Origin of the sequence: Mediterraneibacter sp. 210702-DFI.5.30 (genome assembly GCF_020560115.1) — a bacterium.
Taxonomy (GTDB): domain Bacteria; phylum Bacillota; class Clostridia; order Lachnospirales; family Lachnospiraceae; genus Mediterraneibacter; species Mediterraneibacter faecis.
Window position 1 is genome coordinate 136,441 of the sequence record NZ_JAJCME010000006.1, and the last position, 20,439, is coordinate 156,879.

Consider the following 20,439-nt stretch of genomic DNA (forward strand, 5'->3'; position numbering starts at 1 on the left):
TGTGACCTCCTAGTTCTTATGAAAAAGACTGGAGAGTTTACTGCGAAGTCCGGGTTTATGATTAAAATCGGAAATCGGGACTTCTTCTCCTAACAGACGTCTACAGATATTCTGGTAACATTTTCCGGCTAAGGAATCTTCGCCGACTACCGGTTCTCCCTGATTGGTTGCAACAACAACAGACTCATCATCAGGGATGACTCCAAGCAGATCAATCGCTAGAATCTCTGTGACATCTTCTACAGACATCATATCACCTCTGCGAACCATGTCAACGCGCAGACGATTGATCAGAAGTTCATTTTTCCGGATTCCGGAAGCTTCAAGTAATCCAATAATTCTGTCAGCATCACGAATTGAGGAAACTTCAGGTGTTGTAACAACAATGGAACGCTGTGCGCCTGCAATTGCATTTTTAAAACCCTGTTCAATTCCTGCCGGACAATCTAAAAGAATGAAGTCATAATCATCTTTTAGTTCGTCAATCAGTTTTTTCATCTGTTCCGGTGATACGCTTGTCTTATCTTTTGTCTGGGCAGATGGGAGCAGGTACAGATTTTCAAATCGCGTATCTTTGATCACTGCCTGTTTCAGACGACATTTGCTTTCAATGACGTCAACAAGATTGTAGACAATACGATTTTCAAGTCCAAGAACAACATCCAGATTTCGAAGTCCGAGATCTGTATCAATTACAAGAACTTTTTTTCCTGCTGAAGACAGACCAATTCCAATATTCGCTGTTGTTGTTGTTTTTCCAACACCGCCCTTTCCCGATGTAATGACGATTACTTCACCCATGTTGAATATTCCTCCTATTTCCCATGCTTATGTCTTTCCAAAGATTTATTCTATCAGTGGATCAAGGTAAATTCTTTTTCCGTCAACAACTGCAATTTGCGGTCCGTTGATGGAAAGGCTGTCCTGATAGATCAGTTGACGTTTTGCTTCAATATCTCCGATTACAAGTCGCTGCGGCTGCATGGAGAGAGCAATGATAAAAGCATTCCTGTCACCGGCAGCTCCCGCATGAACAGATCCATAGAGAGTACCGAGAATGATAATATTTCCTTTTGCAACTACTTTAGCTCCGAATTCAACATCTCCTAAGATCACAATGCTGGATTCGGATTCAAGAAGCTGTCTTCGCTTTAATGTTCCGCGATAGAATTGTCCATCTGATTTCTCACGTTCAGATAAACACTGTGCTACCGCTCTTTTGTAGATCAGTTCCTTGCGTTCATCATGATCAATGATACAGATAATCTCAAGGTTTGTCGTCTGCGTAATAACCTGTATTAACTGCTCCTCTTCGCTGATAGAAAGTGTCCTTCCGCTAAATGAAACTGCCATCTTTGCATTCTTGAAAAAATCAGCAGATTGTCGGAATTTCTCTTCTACAGCTTTCAAAAGATCCGGGAATGGGAGGTTGGCATTAAGCCGCAGCTCTATACCGGAATGACTGCTTTTTATTGTTACCAGTTCACTCATGATCCCATCCCCTTTCGTTATCTTAATTAATCACCGGCTCCTGCAGTTCCTAAAGAAGAAGCATATCCTTGAAGCAGTTCATCGGCGGATTCTGGATTGAAGTACACTTTTGTGATATCTCTTCCAATTTCAGCTGCATAGGTAGACGCATATCCATTTGCAATGCGGACAGCAATTGAAATTTCAGGTGAATCTGCCGGCGCATAACCGACAAACAGAACATTATCTGCATGCATCTTACTATACTGGGCAGTTCCGGTTTTTCCTCCCATGGAAATATCCATTCCGGCAAAGGTGGAGCTGCTTTTTACCATGCTTTCCATTCCATTGTGTACCAGATCCCATGTACTTGAGCTGATCTCATCCATCTGATTTACAACTTCCGGAGTATAATCTTTGATTAGTTTTCCATTCGAATCGGTTGTTTTGTCAATAAGAGAAAGACTGTAAACAGTTCCTCGGTTTGCAACGGCTGTTACATAACGGTTGATCTGGCTGACAGTATAGTTATTGGTACCCTGTCCAATGGCAGATCGTACAGAGTCAGAATCAGAAATCTGAGGTTGTGATTCAGGAATTTCGATTCCTGACGTCTGGTCAAATCCAAACATTTTTGCATATTTTGCCAGTTTTTCAAGGCCGGTATCACTGTCATAGTTACCATTCGAGTCTTGTCCAAGACGATAACCAACTTCATAGAAGAAATCATTACAGGAATGCTGCAGTGCACCTACTACATTCAGACTTCCATGAGCACTTGGATAAATCCAGCATTTTGGACTTGGTGTGATCTTGTCAAATACACCTGAACAACTGATATAGGAGTTTCCATTAATTACCCCTTCTGTCAGACCGGCTACAGAAGAAAGCATTTTATAAGTAGAACCTGGCGCTGTCTTCTCCTGGGTCGCTCTGTTGTAGAAGGTACGTGACATACCCATGCTCAACTGCACATAATAAGAACGATCCATTACGTTTGAGAGACGATTATTGTCATATCCAGGGTAAGAAACACATGCTAAAACTTCTCCGGTATTTGGATTTGTTACAACTGCACCAGCAGAACATGGCTCAAGTGCCAGTTCACCAGGTGTAAGCTCAAGGCTTTCCAGCTTGCTCTTGATCCAGGAAAAAGCATTTGTCTCTCCGTTGAGTAATCCGTTATAGGTCGAGTCATCCATAGGAAGAACACCCTGTTCATATACGATAGCACAAACTTGTTCACCAGTAACACTACCTGATTTTATAAGATATTTGTAGAGAAGTTTGTCGAAATTACTGTCATCTGCTAAATATTCTTTTAAATATTTTAAAATCTCCTGATAAATCTCTTCTGAACTGGAATAAGAACTGCTTCCAAGTTTGGAAGTATCGATCCAGTTTTTAGAAATCGCATAATTCAGGTAAGTATATAAATTGATTGTCTCATCTTTTGCCCATGCAATATAAGTAGCATCATTCTTATCAATCTGATCTGACATAAGGATGCCTGTATCCTTTGTCAGCAGGGTATCACAGATGTAATCCATATATGCTTTCATTTCATTGGAAAGATCTGTATATGCGCTGGCCTGTGAGTTCTGAAGTTCTGATTCAAGCAGGGAAATCGTCTCAGTCTTTTTTTCCTGAAAAATGGAATAAACCTGCTGCTCGGCAGTTTTTGCATCACTGCTTGAAAAGTGTCCGGAATCGATGACGGAATTTCCAATCAGATTATAATATGCATCGCTGACCGGGATGATCAGATTCTTAGAGTCATCTACGCTGGATGTATCGTATTCCAGAACATTCTGTAGTTTGGATAAAACAATTCCGGCAATCTTCTCTTCCAGAAGTTTATAAGTACTTTCCTGAAGATTTTTATCAATCGTCAGATATACATCATTTCCGGCTTCAGGATCTTTCCGGCTGACAGTATCAGTTACACGTCCGAGGTTATCTACATACACGGTTCTTTCACCTTTTGTGCCCTGAAGGACATTGTCCATGCTTTGTTCAATGCCGGCCTTTCCTACAATATCAGACAGAGAGTACTTTTTCTTTTCATCCTTGTCCAGCGCATCGTATTCATCCTGGGAAATCTGTCCGGTATATCCGATAATAGATGCAAAATACATTCCATCGGTATATTTTCGGATAGAATCTTCTGAAATGTCAACACCGGTAAGAACGTCCTTATTCTCCATAATTGCTGCTGCTGTTTCGTCACTTACATCGGATGCAAGAACTGTATCAATATACTGCTGATATGCATTTAATGCCATTGCATAACGCATGTTGATGATCTTTAAAATATAAGCAGGCTCTAATGTGCTGTCATCAAGGCCATATCCATATTTTTCATCGGTACAAAGATAATGAATGATATCCGCTGCACTTTGGTTCTGCTGTTTTTTTGTAAGTTCATCTATTGTTCGTTTTCCATAGACATCTGCAATAAAACGGAGCTTCTGGGTATCGCTTGACTGTGTAAACTGATAGGTTCCGGAGGAATCCAGGATGATACCAAAGCTTGAAACAACAGAATCTCCATTTGATTCTACGATAGAAAGAACCTGATCCAGGATTTTATTTAATGCCGCATTTTTTTCAGAACGTTTATCTGTTGTGATGGAGTTTTCAACGGTTGACAGATTAATTGTCACGGAATAAGCCAGCTGGTTATAAGCCAGCAGATTTCCATTACGGTCATAAATATTTCCGCGTGTTGCTGCAACGGATGTCGTCCGGCGGATAGAATATTCGTAGTTTTCAAGATAATCAGACCCTTTTACAATCTGAAGATAGAATAATCTTCCGATCAGGATGGAAGAACTGACACAAAATATAATGATCAAAGTAACGAGTCTTGACTGCATCAGGTAAGCTCCGGCTTCTTTCAGACGGTCTAAAATATTTCTAAACAAATTTACTTGCACTCCTTTTTTCTTCTGCTTCAAGTTTGTGGTTAATAAATAAAATCAGTGGGTATAATCCCAGTGTGATCACGATTGTGTAAATCAGTTCAGGAACGATGATGCGGTTGAGATAATATAAAAAGTTAAAATCACTTCGCAACATGAACATGAGCAAATAAATGATGATACCGTAGAGAAATTCGCTGACAGAAATCAAAAATAACGGCAGCTTGATATCTTCATCAAAATAAAGCTGTTCAAATAATCCGTTTACAAAACCGATTACCAGGTAAAGTAATGCATAAAATCCCAAAATTGTACCAAACTGGATATCTGTGATAAGGCCGGCAAAGAAACCGACCAGCATTCCTTCTTTCTGCCCACGCATAAAACCAAAGGATGCTGTGACAATCAGAATCAGGTTAGGTTTAATTCCGGCAAGTTCCAGATGATTGAATAAGGTACACTGGAGCAGATATGCTGCAAGTACGATCAGTACAGTTACAGCAACTCTTTTAAATTTCATTAATTTCATGAGTATTCACTCCTATTCGCTCTGATTGGATCCAACCAAATCCGCTTTCGTTGTTGTGATAACAAGAACTTCCTGAAGATTTTTAAAATCTACAGCCGGTGTAATATATCCGGAACGAGTCAGATTGTTAGAGTCGACCGTTACTTCACTGACATATCCGATCAGGATTCCCTGCAGGTATTTATCACTAATATAAGAAGTGACGATCTGGTCTCCGACGGAAACCGTATTATCATTGTTTTCCATCTGACCAAAACGAATCTGGTTATCACTCATAAGTGACAGATCTCCACTTACAATACAACGGTCAGAAGTAGAAAGTACCATTGCACTTACATTACTTGAATCATCGATAATAGAACGGACTTTTGCCCAGGTTGGACCAACTTCTGTGACAATGCCGACAAGACCGCTTCCGGCCATTACGTTCATATCTGCGGCAATACCGTCTTTACTTCCTTTGTCAATGGTAAATGTACTGAACCAGTTTCCGGAATCTTTCCCGATTACATGCGCAGCAGTTTTTTTGTAATCCGCATAGTTCTTGTCCAACTGATATAATTCCTGCAGTCTCTGAAGCTCATAACGTTCTTGTTGTAGATTGTTATTTTCTGTAATCAGAGAGTCAACCTGTTTCTGAAGCTTTGTATTTTCTGCGCGTACCTGTTTCAGAGTTTGGAAATTGTCTTTCATATCTCCCATCCAGCCACCAATCTGATTGATTCCCTGCTGAAGAGGGATAACGGTTACATTTGCAACAACTTTAAATGGACCTCCTACTTTGTCTGAAAAGGAAGATAACAGCATCATAAAAATGCAGAAAACAGAAAGTCCTATAAGTAAATATCTGTTCATAACAGAAGTCTGATTCTTCTTTTTTTTCATATTATCTTAACCACCTATAATCTTCGTCTAACATGGAGTAACTTAATTTTCTATACAAGGTCTTATTCAGTATGATCCTCTGTAGACCTTTGACGGCACAGAGTTCAGGGTCTGTTTTCATGTGAACCGGCAGACCGATACTTTCTTCCAGATAAGTAGAAATCCCTCGCAGATTAGCAAGTCCTCCAGTAATATAAATCCCGTTTTTATTAATATTTCTCCTGACATCGGGAGGCGTACGGTCGAGCATGGAATGAATGGCCTGTACACATTCTCTCAAAGGTTCTTTGATCGCTGCCCGTACAAGACTGATTGGAATGTCAATGTGCGACGGACCGCCGCGCATCATATCTCTGCCGTATACAGTAAGAGTACTTCCGGTGGACTGGTCAAAAACTCCAAATTCTTTCCGCAGTCGTTCGGCAGTCGGACGTCCGATTATAAAATCTTTAGAATGACGGACAAGATTGGCGATCGCACTATCCAGCTGTTCGCCACCGATCTTAAGCAGACGGTTCATAACAATACCACCGTAGGAAAGAACGGAAAGTTCTGTTGTTCCTCCACCTAAATTGGCGATAAAAGCTCCTGGTTCTTCCAGAACATCAATCCCAAGTCCAAGTCCGTCTGCAAGACCGCGCTCTACAATTCTTACTGATTTTGCTTTCGCTTCAGAATGAAGCACAAGATCATAGAAAGCCTTCTTTTCTACTTCTGTGACATCTGTAGGAACAGCGATCACATATTCTGCCCCACGGATAAACGGACGCTCTTCCTTCAAAAGATCTCCGAGAAGATATTGCATGTCATCAAAACGGGCAATGACACCATTCTTCATCGGAAATATGATCTGTATATTTCCCGGAGCCTTTTCATACATCTCATAAGCATCGTCTCCGACAGAAAAAATATATTTTTTATCTTTCATGGCAATTACATTCTTGGCATGCCATATGCGGTCTTTTTTCTTATCAAAAATCTTGATATCATAAGTTCCAAGATCTAACCCATATACATTCCTGGCCATAAATACACTCCATTCCCTTATCTATTTGCAGATTCTTGAGAAAAGAATCCTTTCTCCCTTAAACTGAAATAACAATTATCTCCAATAATGATGTGATCGAGAAGTTCTATACCGATCAAAGCCCCTGCTTCACGGACGCGCCGGGTTGTCAGAAGATCTTCTTTGCTTGGTGTCGGATCTCCACTCGGATGATTATGCAAAAGAATAATGGATACAGCATTCTTCTGCAAAGCTTCCACAAACAGTTCCCGTGGAGAAACAAGTGTGGAATTTATGGTTCCTGTTGAAACATCCATCTCACTGATCAGCCTGGATCTGGTATTCAGAAGCAAAAGCTTCATTACTTCCCGTTTCTTATGCCGAAGATCCTCCATATAATAACGTGCAATACTGTCCGGAGAGGAAAAATCCAATCCCAGTGAGGCTTCTGCTTTCGCCATACGTCTTGCAAGTTCTGCCAGACAAAGAATCTGGATGGATTTTACCTTTCCGATTCCTTTGATCTTCAGCAGTTGTTCCATAGACCACTGTGGGACGCTGAGAAGTCCTTCAGAGCCAAATGGTGGATGCAGAATCTTCTGGGCAAGCCGAAGCGAATTCTCCCCTTTCGTTCCGGTACGAAGTAAAACAGCTAAAAGTTCCACATCTGTCAGATGTTCTGCACCGTACTGCTCACATTTTTCATAAGGACGGTCTTCAAGATACATCATTTTGATTGTTTCTGTATTTCTATTTTCCATGTGAATCATATCACTGCGATGACATAATACAACGATTTATTTTAGCACAGTTTCAAAAAAGTGTATAGAGAAGATACCAAAAAACCACAAATTTCATAAATGATTAAGATTTATATTTTTGAATGATTGCCTCGGCGACCTTCATTCCGTCCATCGCTGCGGAAGTGATTCCACCGGCATATCCGGCCCCTTCGCCACATGGATAGATCCAGTCACAGGAAGCACAGACAAAGTTCTCATCCCTTTCAATTCTTACAGGGGAAGAAGTTCGGCTCTCTACACCGGATAATAATGCATCATTATCTGCAAAACCATGAATCTTATGATCCATTGCTGTGATTCCATCCTCAAGCGACTGTGCGATTTCTTCTGGAAAGATACCACGTACATCCCCAAAGACAGAAGCTCCTTTCATGCAAGAATGAACCATACCATAAGAAGTTGTGATCTGATCTTCTTTAAAGTCGCCAAAACGTTGGACAGGAATTTTTCCCTGTCCTGCCTGATAAGCTTTTTCTTCTAAGCTGCGCTGGAAAGAAATCCCGGCAAGCGGATGGTCAGAACCGAAGTCATCCGGAGTAACTGTGACAATCACAGCACTGTTTGCATTTTCTCCGGCACGGTCATGATAGCTCATTCCGTTGACTGCAAGACGATGCTCTTCAGAAGAAGCATTTACAACATATCCGCCCGGGCACATACAGAAAGTATAGACTCCTCTTCCATTGTCCAAGTTCTCGGTCAGCTTATATGCTGCTGCCGGAAGATCATTTCCCCGATCTCTTCCATATTGAGAATGATCGATCAATGTTTGTGGGTGTTCGATACGGACTCCGACGGCAAATGATTTTGCGCGCATCGGAATCTGATGCTTATAAAGCATTTCAAATGTATCACGGGCGCTGTGACCGATCGCAAAAACGGCTGCTCCGGCAGATACTTCTTCTTCTGCGGAATTCTCTGAGAGGTGAACAATTTTCAGTGTTTTTGATGTCAGATCAACATCTGTGACCTGTGTATGAAAACAGAATTCACCGCCAAGCGAAATGATCTCCTGACGCATCTGGCTTACAACATCAATCAGGACATCCGTACCGATATGCGGCTTATGTGCATATAAAATATCTTCGTCCGCTCCGAATTTTACGAAAGTCTCAAGAACGAAACGGTTACGTCCTGTCTTATCTTTTACAAGTGTATTTAACTTTCCATCTGAAAATGTACCAGCGCCGCCTTCACCGAACTGGACATTGGAAGAAGGGTCAAGCACACCGGTCTCCCAGAAACGATCCACATCCTTCTTACGTTCTTCTACACAGGCACCACGTTCAATAACCAAAGGACAGTATCCTTCCAGTGCGAGCAGATAAGCGCAGAATAGTCCGGCAGGACCGCTGCCGATGACAACTGGACGGGCATTCAGAGTCTCTGTTCCATGAGATGGAATCTGGTAATGCTTCTCTTCTACTTTCTGGATGTTTCCTTTACAATGCTTCAGAATAGCATTCTCATTGGAAACAGTGACATCAACCGTATACACATAGAATAATTCGGGTTTTCTGCGTGCGTCTAATGACTGACGGTGAATCCGATAAGTAAAAGAATCCCCTTTCTTTAGATGAAGTGTCTTTTGTATTTTCTTTTTAAGAGCTTCTTCCGTGTGTGGAATCTGCAGTTTCAGCTGATTAATTCGTATCATTTATCTATCCTTTCTTTCAGGAAATCTAATATTAAAGTATATCATCCAGATATTGGTTACAAGTTAGCAGCAGGCGATTATGCAGATGCGGCGGAGCATCCTGCAACATAACCGCTTGCCCACGCCCAGGTGAGATTATACCCACCGCAGATTGCATCTACATCGACCAGTTCTCCGGCAAAATAAAGCCCGGGAACAAGTCGGGATTCCATTGTTTCTGGATTAATCTGTGTCGTATCAACGCCGCCACAGCAGATCTGTGCCTGTTCATAAGAATTTGTCTTAATTACAGGTGATTTGAATTCCTTGATCATCCATGACAGCCTCTGAATATCTGCATCTGTAAAGTCGCCGCATAGCTTCTCTTTCTTGATCTTGGTAAATTTCAGCCATACAGCGGCCAATTTTTCATGAAACAGGCCGGTAAAGAACTGTTCTGCTGTTTTTTCCGGCTGGCGGTTGGCACGTTCTTTCAGAAGAAATTTTACTTCATCAACCGAATATTCCGGAAGAAAATCCAGTATGGCAACAACTTCCTTCTGCTCATATAATGCTTTCGATGCATAGCGGCTGATCTGGAATACCGGAATTCCTGAGATTCCATAGGCAGTCAATTGAAGTTCACCGGTATCAGCAGCAGTTAACTCACCGTCAACAAACAACGAAACTTTTCCCTGTGCACGTACTCCGGCAATTGCGCGGAAATGCTTTCCGGTACAATGTAAAGCACAAAGAGCGGGAAGTACAGGAATTATCTGATGCCCAAGCTGTTTGGCTAAAGCGTATCCGGAACCGTCAGAACCGGTGGAAGGTGCAGCTTTTGAACCATTGCAGAGAATCACTTGATCTACGGTTAAAGAACCGTGTGATGTCTGCAAGGAAAATCGTTCATTTGTTTTCTGTATTCCAGTACAGGAGATTCCTGTACGTACATCAACTCCAAGACGGTATACTTCCTGTTTTAATACATCACGGACTGCGCTTGCCTGATCGGAGAATGGATACAGATATCCATTTCTGTCTTTTGGATAGATTCCAAGTTCTCGGAAAAAAGCAATGACTTTTTCCGCCGGAAATTGATCCAGTACCTGCATGATAAAGTCAGGTTGCTCCGAACGATAACAGGAAGTATCCTGATAAGTATTCGTATAATTACACCGGCCATTTCCAGTCACTAATATTTTCTTTCCCAATCTATCATTTTGCTCTAGAAGGAGAACTTTCGCTCCTTTTCTGGCAGCGAAAATGGCGGCCATCATTCCTGATGCACCGCCACCTATAATTGCAATTGTGTTCATTAAAATTCATATCCTCTTACTTTCTTAGCAGATTACATCTGTCTGAATTTTAACATAACAATTGATTCAACTCAACTGAATTTTCGATAGAATTCTCTCGAAAAATTGTTTTACAGAAGTTCTCTCACACGCTCGATAGAAAGAACGCCTGCATCAATAACGCTCTGCAGTGATTTGAGAATACCAAGCTTTGCATGATACCATGTGAGTCCACCCTGGAAATAGACAGCGTACGGAGGTTTTACCGGTCCATCTGCACTCAGTTCAATCGAGGAACCCTGAACAAAAGCACCAGCTGCCATGATCACATCACTGTCATATCCCGGCATTGCCCATGGTTCCGGGCTTACATAACTGTCTACCGGAGCAGCTGCCTGAATTCCTTTACAGAATGCAATAACACCTTCTGCAGATCCAAGTGTAACAGCCTGGATGATATCATGACGGGATTCAGAACCGTTCGGAATTACCGGATATCCTAAAGCTTCGTAGATATTTGCTGCAAAAGTAGCACCCTTTAAAGCACCGCATACAACAGTTGGTGCAAGGAAGAATCCCTGATAGAAGGACTGTGTAACACCAAGTGTAGCACCGACTTCTTTACCGAGTCCCGGAGAAGTCAGACGATAAGCACAGTTTTCGATCAGATCAGCTCTTCCGGCAACATATCCGCCGATTGGGGCAAGTCCGCCACCCGGATTTTTGATCAGAGAACCGACGATCATGTCTGCACCGACATCACTTGGCTCGATACGCTCAACGAATTCACCGTAACAGTTATCTACCATACAGATGACATCCGGGCGACGCTCTTTGATAAATGCAATCAGTTCGCCGATTTTTTCTACGGAATAGCTTGGACGTGTCTGATATCCTTTGGAACGCTGGATCGTTGCCAGTTTGATTGTTTTATCTTCCAGAGCTTTTTTAATCGCAGGATAATCAAAATATCCATCTTCCAGGAGTTCTACCTGTTTATAGGAGATTCCATATTCTGCAAGAGAGCCGTTAGACGGGCGGATTCCGATTACTTCTTCAAGTGTATCATATGGTTTTCCAACCGGAGATAATAAAGTGTCTCCAGGACGAAGATTCGCTGCAAGCGCAAGCGCAAGCGCATGTGTTCCGCAAGTGATCTGCGGACGTACGAGTGCAGCTTCTGTATGAAAAACAGAGGCATAGACATCCTCTAAAGTATCTCTTCCCTGATCATTGTATCCATATCCGCTTACATAGTTAAAGCATCCTTCACTTACGCGGTTTTCCTGCATGGCATGAATTACTTTTAACTGATTGTATTCAGCGTTTCTGTCAAATTCTTCAAAACGTTCTTTTAGTTTCTCTTCTGTCTTCTGTCCGAACGCCCAGACTTCTTTGCTGATTCCTAGCTGTTCATAAATTGTTTCTGTAGTTGGTGTATTCATTTTTCTTCTTCTTTCTTTTTAAGTTTTTTATTGTTGATTTACATGGCAAAGCTGCATTTTATCTAAATGCAGCCCGATGTCCTAATGAATGATTTCTTTTTCCTTTAAAACAGTGAGCATCTGCTGGATCAATTGCTCATCTTCTCTTCCAATTTCACTTTTATCAAGCCAGATGACATCTCGTTCTCTTCTAAACCAGGTCAGCTGCCGCTTGGCAAAATGTCTTGTGTCTCTCTTAATAATGCGTACGGCTTCTTCCAAAGGATACTCTCCTTCAAAATAACCAAACAGTTCTTTGTATCCAAGTCCCTGCATCGCAACACTTTCTCTTTTAAGTCCGCGCAATCTTAACGCATTGACTTCTTCAAGAAGTCCTTCCTGCATCATCAGATCGACACGTTTATCAATCCGGTCATAGAGAATCTTACGATCATCTGTCAGCACAAAATATGCGGAGTTATAAGCAGATTCTTTCTCACGTTCCGCCTCATTGTGCTCGGAAATCTTCTGTCCGGTCTGCTGATAATATTCCAGCGCACGGATCACACGTTTTACATTATGAAAATGAATCTGTTCCGCAGATTTCGGGTCTACTTTTTCAAGCATTTCATGAAGATATTCTGCGCCCTGGGTTTTGGCAAGTGCTTCTAATTCTTCCCGATAAGCAGTATCGGCATTATTTTCTGTGAAATCAATGTCGTAAAGTAATGCCTGAATATAGAATCCTGTTCCGCCGACAACGATCGGAATGTGTCCCCGCTGATAGATTCCTTCCATTGCTTCTTTTGCCATCTGCTGAAAGAGAACAACGTTAAAATCCTCAGACGGATCAAGAACATCTACCAGATGATGCGGCACACCGTCCATCTCTTCCGGACGGATCTTGGCAGAGCCGATGTCCATCTCCTTGTAGACCTGCATAGAGTCAGCAGAAATGATCTCTCCGCCGATCGTTTTGGCAAGTCCGATGGAGGCAGCAGTCTTCCCGACAGCAGTTGGTCCGGTCAGAATGACAAGTGGGCGTTTGTTTGTCTGTTCCATCTATATTTCCTCGATTCCATTTATACAATTCGTTTAAATTTCTTTTCCAGATCACGTTTTGTCATGGCAATGATTGTCGGTCGTCCATGCGGACAGTGATATGGATTGTCCAGTGTCAGGAGTTCGCCGATCAGTTTGTCTACTTCCTGTGCAGAAAGGCGGTTATTTCCCTTTACAGCAGCTTTACAGGACAAGGATGCAACCTTCTCATCGATCAGCTCCGGTGTCATAGAAGTAGAAAGACCTTCGGTCAGATCATCGATCATCTCCATCAGAAGTTCTTTCTTGGCAATACTGAACAAATTGTCAGGTACTGCACGGACTGCATATTCTTCCCCACCAAATGGCTCAATCTCAAACCCAATGCGTGAAAAGCGGTCCATATTTTCATTCAGAAGCTGTGCTTCCTGCATGGATAAGCTTAAAATGATCGGAGGACTTAAGTACTGAGAAGTAAATTCTCTGCTTTTCATTTCACGCAAGGTACGCTCATACAAGACGCGTTCATGAGCCGCATGCTGATCAATGATGTAGAGATTATCTTTGAATTCTACGAGCCAGTAGGTGTCAAAGACCTGACCAATCAGTTTATATTCTGCACGGATATCTCTTTTTAAGAAATTTTCTTCAAAGAGATCCATCTGAGTGCCTGTTTCTGGATCTGGTTTTGCATTAGTTGCTTCACAATCCGGTGTTGTGTTTGCACTTGTGGCAACAGTCTGTGTTTCAGCAACTGGTTCGGGTTTCTGAACTGCTGCCGCAGTTTCCGGTGCAACTGTCTTATCTGCTGCTTCAACGGCGTATTTGACATGTTCAGCAATTTTGTCTTTCTGTTCATCTGCACGGAAAATCTCTTTCCGGTCTGCAACTTCGGCGGAAGAAGAACGATTATGGTAAGAAAGTACGCGCTCCTTCATCTTACGGATAAAATAATCCTCATCTTGAACATCATCCTTAACCGTTTCCTTGGATTCTTTGATCAATTCCGCAGCTGTTACTTTTTCATTTTCCCTGCGCGGACGAAGAAGAAACGGACTGCTGGTATCCTCTTTATCTTTGGTCGAAGCGGATGTGAATGTCTTTTTCACTCGCTCCGGTCTTTCGGCTTGTCTCTCCGGTTGCTCTACCGGATCAGGAACCTCTGCTTTCTGTATCAGTTCCGGTTCCAGCAAAGTCCTGTGTACGGCTTCAAAGACGGTATTGTAAACCTCCTGCTGCCGTGAGAAGCGAAGCTCCATCTTTGTCGGATGCACATTGATATCTACATTTTCTCCACTCAGATGAAAATGCAGAACTGCAAATGGAAACTTGTGCTGCATTACAAAATCACGATAAGCATCTTCCACGGATTTGGAGATCATTGCACTTTTGACATAACGGCCGTTTACGAAGAAATTTTCAAAGTTACGATTTCCACGTGTGATGATCGGCTTGCCGAGAAAACCTGTGATATGGATACCATTTTTCTCATAATCGATCTCAATCAGGTTAGCTGCCACATCACGGCCATAGACATTGTAGATCACATCTTTCAGTTTTCCGTTTCCGGAAGTACGAAGTTTTTCCTGTCCGTTATTCAAAAACTGAAAAGCAACTTCCGGATGAGACAGGGCAAGGTGCATTAATAGATCCTGCACATGTCCGGCCTCTGTCATTGGTGTTTTCAAAAATTTTCTTCTCGCAGGAACATTGTAAAATAACTGATGGACGAGGAAAGTTGTCCCATTTGGCGCACCGGTATCTTCCAAGGATACTTCTTTTCCACCTTCAATGACATAACGGGTACCAAACTCTGCATCGGCAGTCTTTGTGATCAGTTCCGTCCGGGTGACGGCCGCAATACTTGAAAGCGCCTCTCCACGGAATCCCAAAGATGCAATATGAGACAGGTCTTCTACGGTCTCAATCTTGCTTGTAGAATGCCGCAGGAAAGCACGCTGCACTTCATCCTGCGGAATGCCACAGCCATTATCTGTAATACGGATGAAGGAAATCCCCCCATCTTTGATCTCTATTTTTACAGAAGTTGATCCTGCATCAATCGCATTTTCAACGAGTTCTTTTACAATTGACGCTGGACGCTCAATTACTTCACCTGCGGCAATTTTATCAATTGTGATCTGGTCTAATACATGAATGTGTGGCATATTTCCGCCTTTCCTTTTACCAACGGTTCTTCAGCTTATTCTGTAACCGGTAGATTGTATTTAAAGCATCGATCGGTGTCAGATTACCGACATCGATATTTTTCAATTCATCAAGTACGTCATCATCTTTTACAGTGTCAAACAGAGACATCTGTGCCATATCGACTTCGTCATATTTTTTTGCCTTACTTTTTTTCTTTGCAGTATGTTCCTTGGCCGCGATCTCACTGACGCGGTTTGTGATATCCTCATCGCTGAGTTCCTCTACGATTTCCTTCGCACGGGAAATGACAAGATCCGGAACGCCGGCAAGTTTTGCAACCTGGATACCATAACTCTTGTCAGCACCACCTTTTACGATCTTTCTTAAGAATACGATGTCATCGCCCTTTTCTTTTACAGCAATACAATAGTTGTTGACATTATCAATCTTTCCTTCGAGTTCTGTCAGTTCATGATAATGTGTAGCAAATAAAGTTTTTGCTCCCAACAGTTTGCTGTCGCTGATGTATTCTACAACAGCCCAGGCAATTGACAGACCGTCAAATGTACTTGTTCCGCGTCCGATTTCATCAAGAATGAGAAGACTTTTTGAGGTTGCATTTCTTAAAATATTGGCAACTTCGGTCATCTCAACCATGAATGTACTCTGTCCGGAAGCAAGGTCATCGGATGCTCCGACTCTGGTGAAAATACGGTCGGAAAGACAGATGTTCGCGCTCTCTGCCGGGACAAACGATCCGATCTGAGCCATCAGTGCGATCAATGCAGTCTGACGCATGTAAGTTGATTTACCTGCCATATTCGGACCTGTGATGATTGAAATTCTATGTTTCTTATCATCCAGATAAGTATCATTGGCAATAAACATATCATTTGGAATCATTCGCTCAACGACCGGATGACGGCCTTCTTTGATATCAAGGATTCCTTTTTCATTAATTTTCGGACGGACATAGTTGTTGCGCTCTGCAACAAGTGCAAGAGAACTGAAAGCATCCAGTGCGGCAACTGCTTTGGCAGTCTGCTGGATTCTCTCCACCTGTCCGGCAATCGTTTCACGAACTTCGCTGTAAAGCTCATATTCCAGTGCATACAGTTTATCTTCCGCACCAAGGATCATATCTTCAAGTTCTTTAAGCTCCGGTGTGATATAACGCTCAGCATTCGCAAGTGTCTGTTTTCTTGTATAATAATCCGGTACAAGATCCTTGTAAGAATTCGTCACTTCCAGATAATAGCCGAAGACTTTGTTGTATTTTATTTTCAGGTTTTTAATGCCTGTTTTTTCTCGTTCATCATTCTCAAGTTTTGCAAGCCAGTCTTTTCCGTCCGATTTCGCCCGACGAAGCTTATCAACTTCTTCGTTATAACCGTCGCGGATAATATTTCCCTCTTTCATGGCAAGCGGCGGATCCTCACGAATGGCTTTCGTGACGAGCTCGCAGAGATCTTCTAATGCATCCAGATCTTCATAAATCTCTTTTAAAAGCGGTGCCTGCAGATCCTGTAAAATATAGCGGATCGGTGGCAGCATCTCCAGAGAACCTTTGAATGCGGTGAGGTCTCGCGGATTCGCAGAACCATAAGTGATCTTCGTGATCAGACGCTCCAGATCATAGACCGGAGATAAATATTCCCGGATCTCTTCACGGGCAATGGCCTGATTTTTCAGTTCTTCCACTGCATCCAGTCTGCGGTTGATCTCGGATTTATCGATCAAAGGCTGTTCTACATTTTTGCGAAGCGTACGTGCGCCCATTGCAGTACGTGTTTTGTCAAGAACCCAGAGAAGGGAACCACGCTTCTGCTTTTCACGTAAAGTTTCGCACAGCTCCAGATTTCGACGTGTAGAACTGTCGATCAGCATATATTTTCCTGTGATATATGGTGTAATATGTGTCAGGTTGGAAAGTGAATTTTTCTGTGTCTCAAATAAATAGATCAGAAGTGCTCCGGCACTGATGATTCCACAGTCATAATCAGCAAGTCCAAGCCCTGCAAAATTCTTTACTTTGAAATGCTCAAGCAGCTTATCTTTGCAGACAGCATCATCAAAATACCAGGAATCGAGAGAATAAATCGTGATCCCAAGCTTGTCTCTCATCGCATCCAGATCCATACCGCTCATATAGAACGCTTCGTTGCAGATGATCTCAGACGGACTGAATTTATAAATCTCATCCATCAGACGACTGCTGTCCGGAAGTTCTGTGACAAAATAATCTCCGGTAGAAATATCTGCGATTGCAACTCCATAGCGGTCTGCAATATAGACGATACACATGATGTAATTATTCTTCGTTTCATCTAATGCCTGTGTATCCAGATTCGTTCCGGGTGTAACAATTCTTACAACCTCACGTTTTACGATCCCCTTCGCAGTCTTTGGGTCTTCTACCTGTTCACAGATTGCGACTTTGTATCCCTTCGCAACAAGACGGTTCAAGTAACCTTCTACGGCATGGTATGGGATTCCGCACATCGGGGCACGTTCATCCAGACCACAGCTTTTCCCGGTCAGTGTGATCTCAAGCTCTCGGGATGCAGTCAAGGCATCATCAAAGAACATTTCGTAGAAATCGCCGAGGCGGTAGAATAAGATACAATCCTTGTACTGCTCTTTCGTCTCGCAATAAATTTTCATCATGGGCGTTAACTTATCTATGTCAATATTTTCCATCAATTTCTCCTTAGTTTTCAAAGGTTTTCTAAAAACTCTTTAGAATGTAAGTTCGCAAATCATTCTAACAAATTTTAACATGAATTTCAAGCTGATGTTGAAGATGTTGAGAACGTAGAAATGTATCATTTTGTCGGAGTACCTATATCGCAATGTGCGAAGAGAGCGAACTGAAGAATATTCGTTTAATATTCTTGGGTTCGCTCTCTTCTTTCAATTTGAAAAAATTATTATTTCATTTTTCATAAACAACTTCTAACTGTCCGGCATCCATCTCGCATACCGTATCACACAACCACTCCATTTCCATCACATTATGTGCAGCTAGTAGAATAGTTGTTCCTTTTTCTTTCAATTCAACAAAGAGTTCACAGACATCCTGTGCGCCTCTTTTATCCAATCCATTGAATGGTTCGTCTAAAATTAATAATTTTGGCCGCTCCATGATCGCCTGTGCAATTCCAAGGCGTTCTCTCATCCCGAGTGAATATTGACCTACTTTCTTCTTAGAAAACGGATCAAGACCAACTCTTGCGATTGCATCCCGGATCTCAGTATCTCCTATTTTTCGATTAAGTTGTGCAAGGCGTTTTAAATTTTCATACCCACTGATATATGGAAGAAATCCCGGACTCTCGATAATCATTCCGGTATTTTCCGGAAAATCAATATCTTTTCCAATTCTTTTTCCATAGACATATACGCTCCCTCTGTCAGGTTGAAGAAAACCGCAGATGCATTTGAACATTACTGTTTTACCGGAGCCATTAAATCCCATGATTCCGTGGATTTTTCCTGCCTCAAAGGTATGACTGATTCCTTTTAATACTTTTTCTTTGCCAAAAGATTTTGTTAGATTTTTAACTTTCACAGCAGCTTTCATAATTTTCCCCTTTCTTATTCCGTCAGGATTCATCAACCTGAGAAAATGTAAAATTATATCGTTTGATGCATTTTCTCGAGATGAAAAGCAAAATGCATATCACTGCAAGAAATAACAGGATGCTTATTTTTATTTGTGGCAAATAATCATATCCGAAATTATGCATTGGAAATGTTGCGTGATTTAAGGGCGATAACCATCCGCAAAGAACATTTGCCCGATAGGAAAGCCCACCACCCAGATGAAAAACTTTTTGAAAAATATCCGGAGTCAGAAGAATTCCATAAAGATTTATCAGGAGTGCACCAACAACGCCTCCGGCTCTTCCCTTCTGTAGATTTAATACAAGCATGACTGAAGTAATAAATAACGAATAGAAAAGCATAAGAAATACAACACAGATTGCACATTTATATGGTGTTGTCATTTCCATTGTCTTTATTGATACAGGAACCGTAAGATGATTATTACTTCCATATCCAATGCTTGCAGCGGTCTGGCTCCATACATTTCCAACATAAGCCCAGGGACTTGCAATTAGAAGTTCTGTCAGGCAGAGGAAGACGGTATAAAGGCAAGTAGCCAGGATCACATATAGGATCTGACTTGCCATCCATACGCTTCGCTTTGTCCGGATCAGCCAATAGGGTGTCATCTGATTTACAAAAGGCATATCTGCAAATAATAACAGCAGTAAAAGGGATGAAAGCATCACGGACTGTGCGTCACCGAAGGTCCAGATCAGTGGTTCGAACATCTGAACCGGTGTCTGGAACGTCTGTGCCTGCTCTAAAATCTGATTTGTCAACATCAAACAAAGTACAAATCCTAATGCAAAAGTCATCCAGATTCTCGGATTTTTGCCCCAGTCAGAGAAATTCCTTTTTGTTAGAAGAAAGATTTGATGAATGTCCGTTTTAAATTGCGTTTTTTTCATGCCACCACTCTCCTTACCACGCATTTACGCAAAGCCAGTGCCAGAAGACTGCTGATCAGAAGCAGAGCCAAAAGACAGAATCCGTTTCCATAATATGCCGGACTTGCCCACTGTTTTGGACTTAGGAAAAAATAATTACGGTAATATCGTTCTTGAAACACTGTTAGTACATAATATAAAATGAATGGAACAGCACAGCTCAGATACTTATTTTTAGTCAAAACTGCTGTCAGTGAACCGCATAAAGACCACAATGCTCCATTTAGAAAAAGTCGGATAAATCCAATTCCTGTGATACTTATTACCTCTGATATATTTTGCAAAGTATTCAGAGTCGGGATATTTCTACAGATAACTATAAAAACAACCAATGCAATTCCTGCCGCTGAAACAGAAATGGCACCACCTGTGAATACGACTCCAAAACTTTTCATCCAAATATAATTTCTTTTTCCTATTCGGTTAATAAGAAACCATGCATAGCGGCTGTGTAATTCTTCCTGTATATCTGCGGCTGTTGCCAGAGGAACCAACAGTGGAAAGAAAAGCAAGGCTTTTTCTGAAGTGATTGCATAGGTGAAGGTGCATAACCAGGCTTTCCCTTCTGTTGATCCACCGAAAGCGATCAGATGATTTCGATAAGGAAGTGCAACAATCAAAAGAACCGCACACAACGCCAGTACAGAGATATAAAATCTTCGGTTTCCAAAGTCATATTTCAATTCTGTTCTGAAAAGATGTCTTCGTTTCAT

General features: G+C 41.9%; 16 protein-coding genes. All 16 read right to left on the reverse strand.

Features of this window, described 5'->3' with window-relative positions; translation table 11 throughout:
* Positions 1–9 precede the first annotated feature (9 nt).
* Positions 10–801, reverse strand: a complete 792-nt coding sequence (gene minD / locus LI126_RS08375; protein ID WP_015529238.1) for a septum site-determining protein MinD — start codon at positions 799–801, stop codon at positions 10–12.
* Between the two features lie 45 nt (positions 802–846).
* Positions 847–1,491, reverse strand: a complete 645-nt coding sequence (locus LI126_RS08380; protein WP_055172532.1) for a septum site-determining protein MinC — start codon at positions 1,489–1,491, stop codon at positions 847–849.
* 26 nt (positions 1,492–1,517) lie between these two features.
* Positions 1,518–4,349 (reverse strand): penicillin-binding transpeptidase domain-containing protein, encoded by a 2,832-nt coding sequence (locus tag LI126_RS08385; protein ID WP_227165221.1) that lies wholly within the window; start codon positions 4,347–4,349, stop codon positions 1,518–1,520.
* 40 nt (positions 4,350–4,389) lie between these two features.
* On the reverse strand, positions 4,390–4,923 hold the full coding sequence (gene mreD, locus LI126_RS08390; RefSeq protein ID WP_015529240.1) for a rod shape-determining protein MreD: 534 nt from the start codon (positions 4,921–4,923) through the stop codon (positions 4,390–4,392).
* Between the two features lie 12 nt (positions 4,924–4,935).
* Entirely contained in the window at positions 4,936–5,808 is an 873-nt protein-coding gene (mreC, locus tag LI126_RS08395) for a rod shape-determining protein MreC (protein WP_020436008.1), read from the reverse strand.
* A 1-nt stretch (position 5,809) separates the two neighbouring features.
* Entirely contained in the window at positions 5,810–6,835 is a 1,026-nt protein-coding gene (locus tag LI126_RS08400; protein WP_055172529.1) for a rod shape-determining protein, read from the reverse strand.
* Between the two features lie 17 nt (positions 6,836–6,852).
* A complete protein-coding gene (radC, locus tag LI126_RS08405; RefSeq protein ID WP_227165188.1) occupies positions 6,853–7,575 on the reverse strand; it encodes a RadC family protein in 723 nt (240 codons plus the stop codon).
* 103 nt (positions 7,576–7,678) lie between these two features.
* A complete protein-coding gene (locus LI126_RS08410) occupies positions 7,679–9,274 on the reverse strand; it encodes an NAD(P)/FAD-dependent oxidoreductase (RefSeq protein ID WP_227165189.1) in 1,596 nt (531 codons plus the stop codon).
* Between the two features lie 77 nt (positions 9,275–9,351).
* Positions 9,352–10,572, reverse strand: a complete 1,221-nt coding sequence (locus LI126_RS08415; protein ID WP_155203034.1) for an NAD(P)/FAD-dependent oxidoreductase — start codon at positions 10,570–10,572, stop codon at positions 9,352–9,354.
* A 110-nt stretch (positions 10,573–10,682) separates the two neighbouring features.
* Positions 10,683–11,996, reverse strand: a complete 1,314-nt coding sequence (locus LI126_RS08420; RefSeq protein ID WP_227165190.1) for a methionine gamma-lyase family protein — start codon at positions 11,994–11,996, stop codon at positions 10,683–10,685.
* Positions 11,997–12,077: 81 nt separating this feature from the next.
* Positions 12,078–13,037 (reverse strand): tRNA (adenosine(37)-N6)-dimethylallyltransferase MiaA, encoded by a 960-nt coding sequence (gene miaA, locus LI126_RS08425; RefSeq protein WP_227165191.1) that lies wholly within the window; start codon positions 13,035–13,037, stop codon positions 12,078–12,080.
* 20 nt (positions 13,038–13,057) lie between these two features.
* A complete protein-coding gene (gene mutL, locus LI126_RS08430) occupies positions 13,058–15,184 on the reverse strand; it encodes a DNA mismatch repair endonuclease MutL (protein WP_227165192.1) in 2,127 nt (708 codons plus the stop codon).
* A 16-nt stretch (positions 15,185–15,200) separates the two neighbouring features.
* The gene (gene mutS, locus LI126_RS08435; RefSeq protein ID WP_015529249.1) at positions 15,201–17,867 is read right to left on the reverse strand and encodes a DNA mismatch repair protein MutS; all 2,667 of its coding nucleotides are present in this window, start codon (positions 17,865–17,867) and stop codon (positions 15,201–15,203) included.
* Positions 17,868–18,102: 235 nt separating this feature from the next.
* Positions 18,103–18,750, reverse strand: a complete 648-nt coding sequence (locus tag LI126_RS08440; protein WP_054751219.1) for an ABC transporter ATP-binding protein — start codon at positions 18,748–18,750, stop codon at positions 18,103–18,105.
* A 22-nt stretch (positions 18,751–18,772) separates the two neighbouring features.
* Positions 18,773–19,687 (reverse strand): hypothetical protein, encoded by a 915-nt coding sequence (locus LI126_RS08445; RefSeq protein ID WP_117890605.1) that lies wholly within the window; start codon positions 19,685–19,687, stop codon positions 18,773–18,775.
* Positions 19,684–20,439: a hypothetical protein gene (locus LI126_RS08450; RefSeq protein WP_117890603.1), complete on the reverse strand. Its 756-nt coding sequence runs from the start codon at positions 20,437–20,439 to the stop codon at positions 19,684–19,686. The genes LI126_RS08445 and LI126_RS08450 overlap by 4 nt, the downstream gene beginning before the upstream one ends.

Coding starts and splice junctions, on each gene's coding strand:
- minD (WP_015529238.1), bottom strand. CDS start 801: ATGGGTGAAGTAATCGTCATTACATCGGGAAAGGGCGGTGTTGGAAAA.
- LI126_RS08380 (WP_055172532.1), bottom strand. CDS start 1,491: ATGAGTGAACTGGTAACAATAAAAAGCAGTCATTCCGGTATAGAGCTG.
- LI126_RS08385 (WP_227165221.1), bottom strand. CDS start 4,349: ATGCAGTCAAGACTCGTTACTTTGATCATTATATTTTGTGTCAGTTCT.
- mreD (WP_015529240.1), bottom strand. CDS start 4,923: ATGAAATTAATGAAATTTAAAAGAGTTGCTGTAACTGTACTGATCGTA.
- mreC (WP_020436008.1), bottom strand. CDS start 5,808: ATGAAAAAAAAGAAGAATCAGACTTCTGTTATGAACAGATATTTACTT.
- LI126_RS08400 (WP_055172529.1), bottom strand. CDS start 6,835: ATGGCCAGGAATGTATATGGGTTAGATCTTGGAACTTATGATATCAAG.
- radC (WP_227165188.1), bottom strand. CDS start 7,575: ATGGAAAATAGAAATACAGAAACAATCAAAATGATGTATCTTGAAGAC.
- LI126_RS08410 (WP_227165189.1), bottom strand. CDS start 9,274: ATGATACGAATTAATCAGCTGAAACTGCAGATTCCACACACGGAAGAA.
- LI126_RS08415 (WP_155203034.1), bottom strand. CDS start 10,572: ATGAACACAATTGCAATTATAGGTGGCGGTGCATCAGGAATGATGGCC.
- LI126_RS08420 (WP_227165190.1), bottom strand. CDS start 11,996: ATGAATACACCAACTACAGAAACAATTTATGAACAGCTAGGAATCAGC.
- miaA (WP_227165191.1), bottom strand. CDS start 13,037: ATGGAACAGACAAACAAACGCCCACTTGTCATTCTGACCGGACCAACT.
- mutL (WP_227165192.1), bottom strand. CDS start 15,184: ATGCCACACATTCATGTATTAGACCAGATCACAATTGATAAAATTGCC.
- mutS (WP_015529249.1), bottom strand. CDS start 17,867: ATGGAAAATATTGACATAGATAAGTTAACGCCCATGATGAAAATTTAT.
- LI126_RS08440 (WP_054751219.1), bottom strand. CDS start 18,750: ATGAAAGCTGCTGTGAAAGTTAAAAATCTAACAAAATCTTTTGGCAAA.
- LI126_RS08445 (WP_117890605.1), bottom strand. CDS start 19,687: ATGAAAAAAACGCAATTTAAAACGGACATTCATCAAATCTTTCTTCTA.
- LI126_RS08450 (WP_117890603.1), bottom strand. CDS start 20,439: ATGAAACGAAGACATCTTTTCAGAACAGAATTGAAATATGACTTTGGA.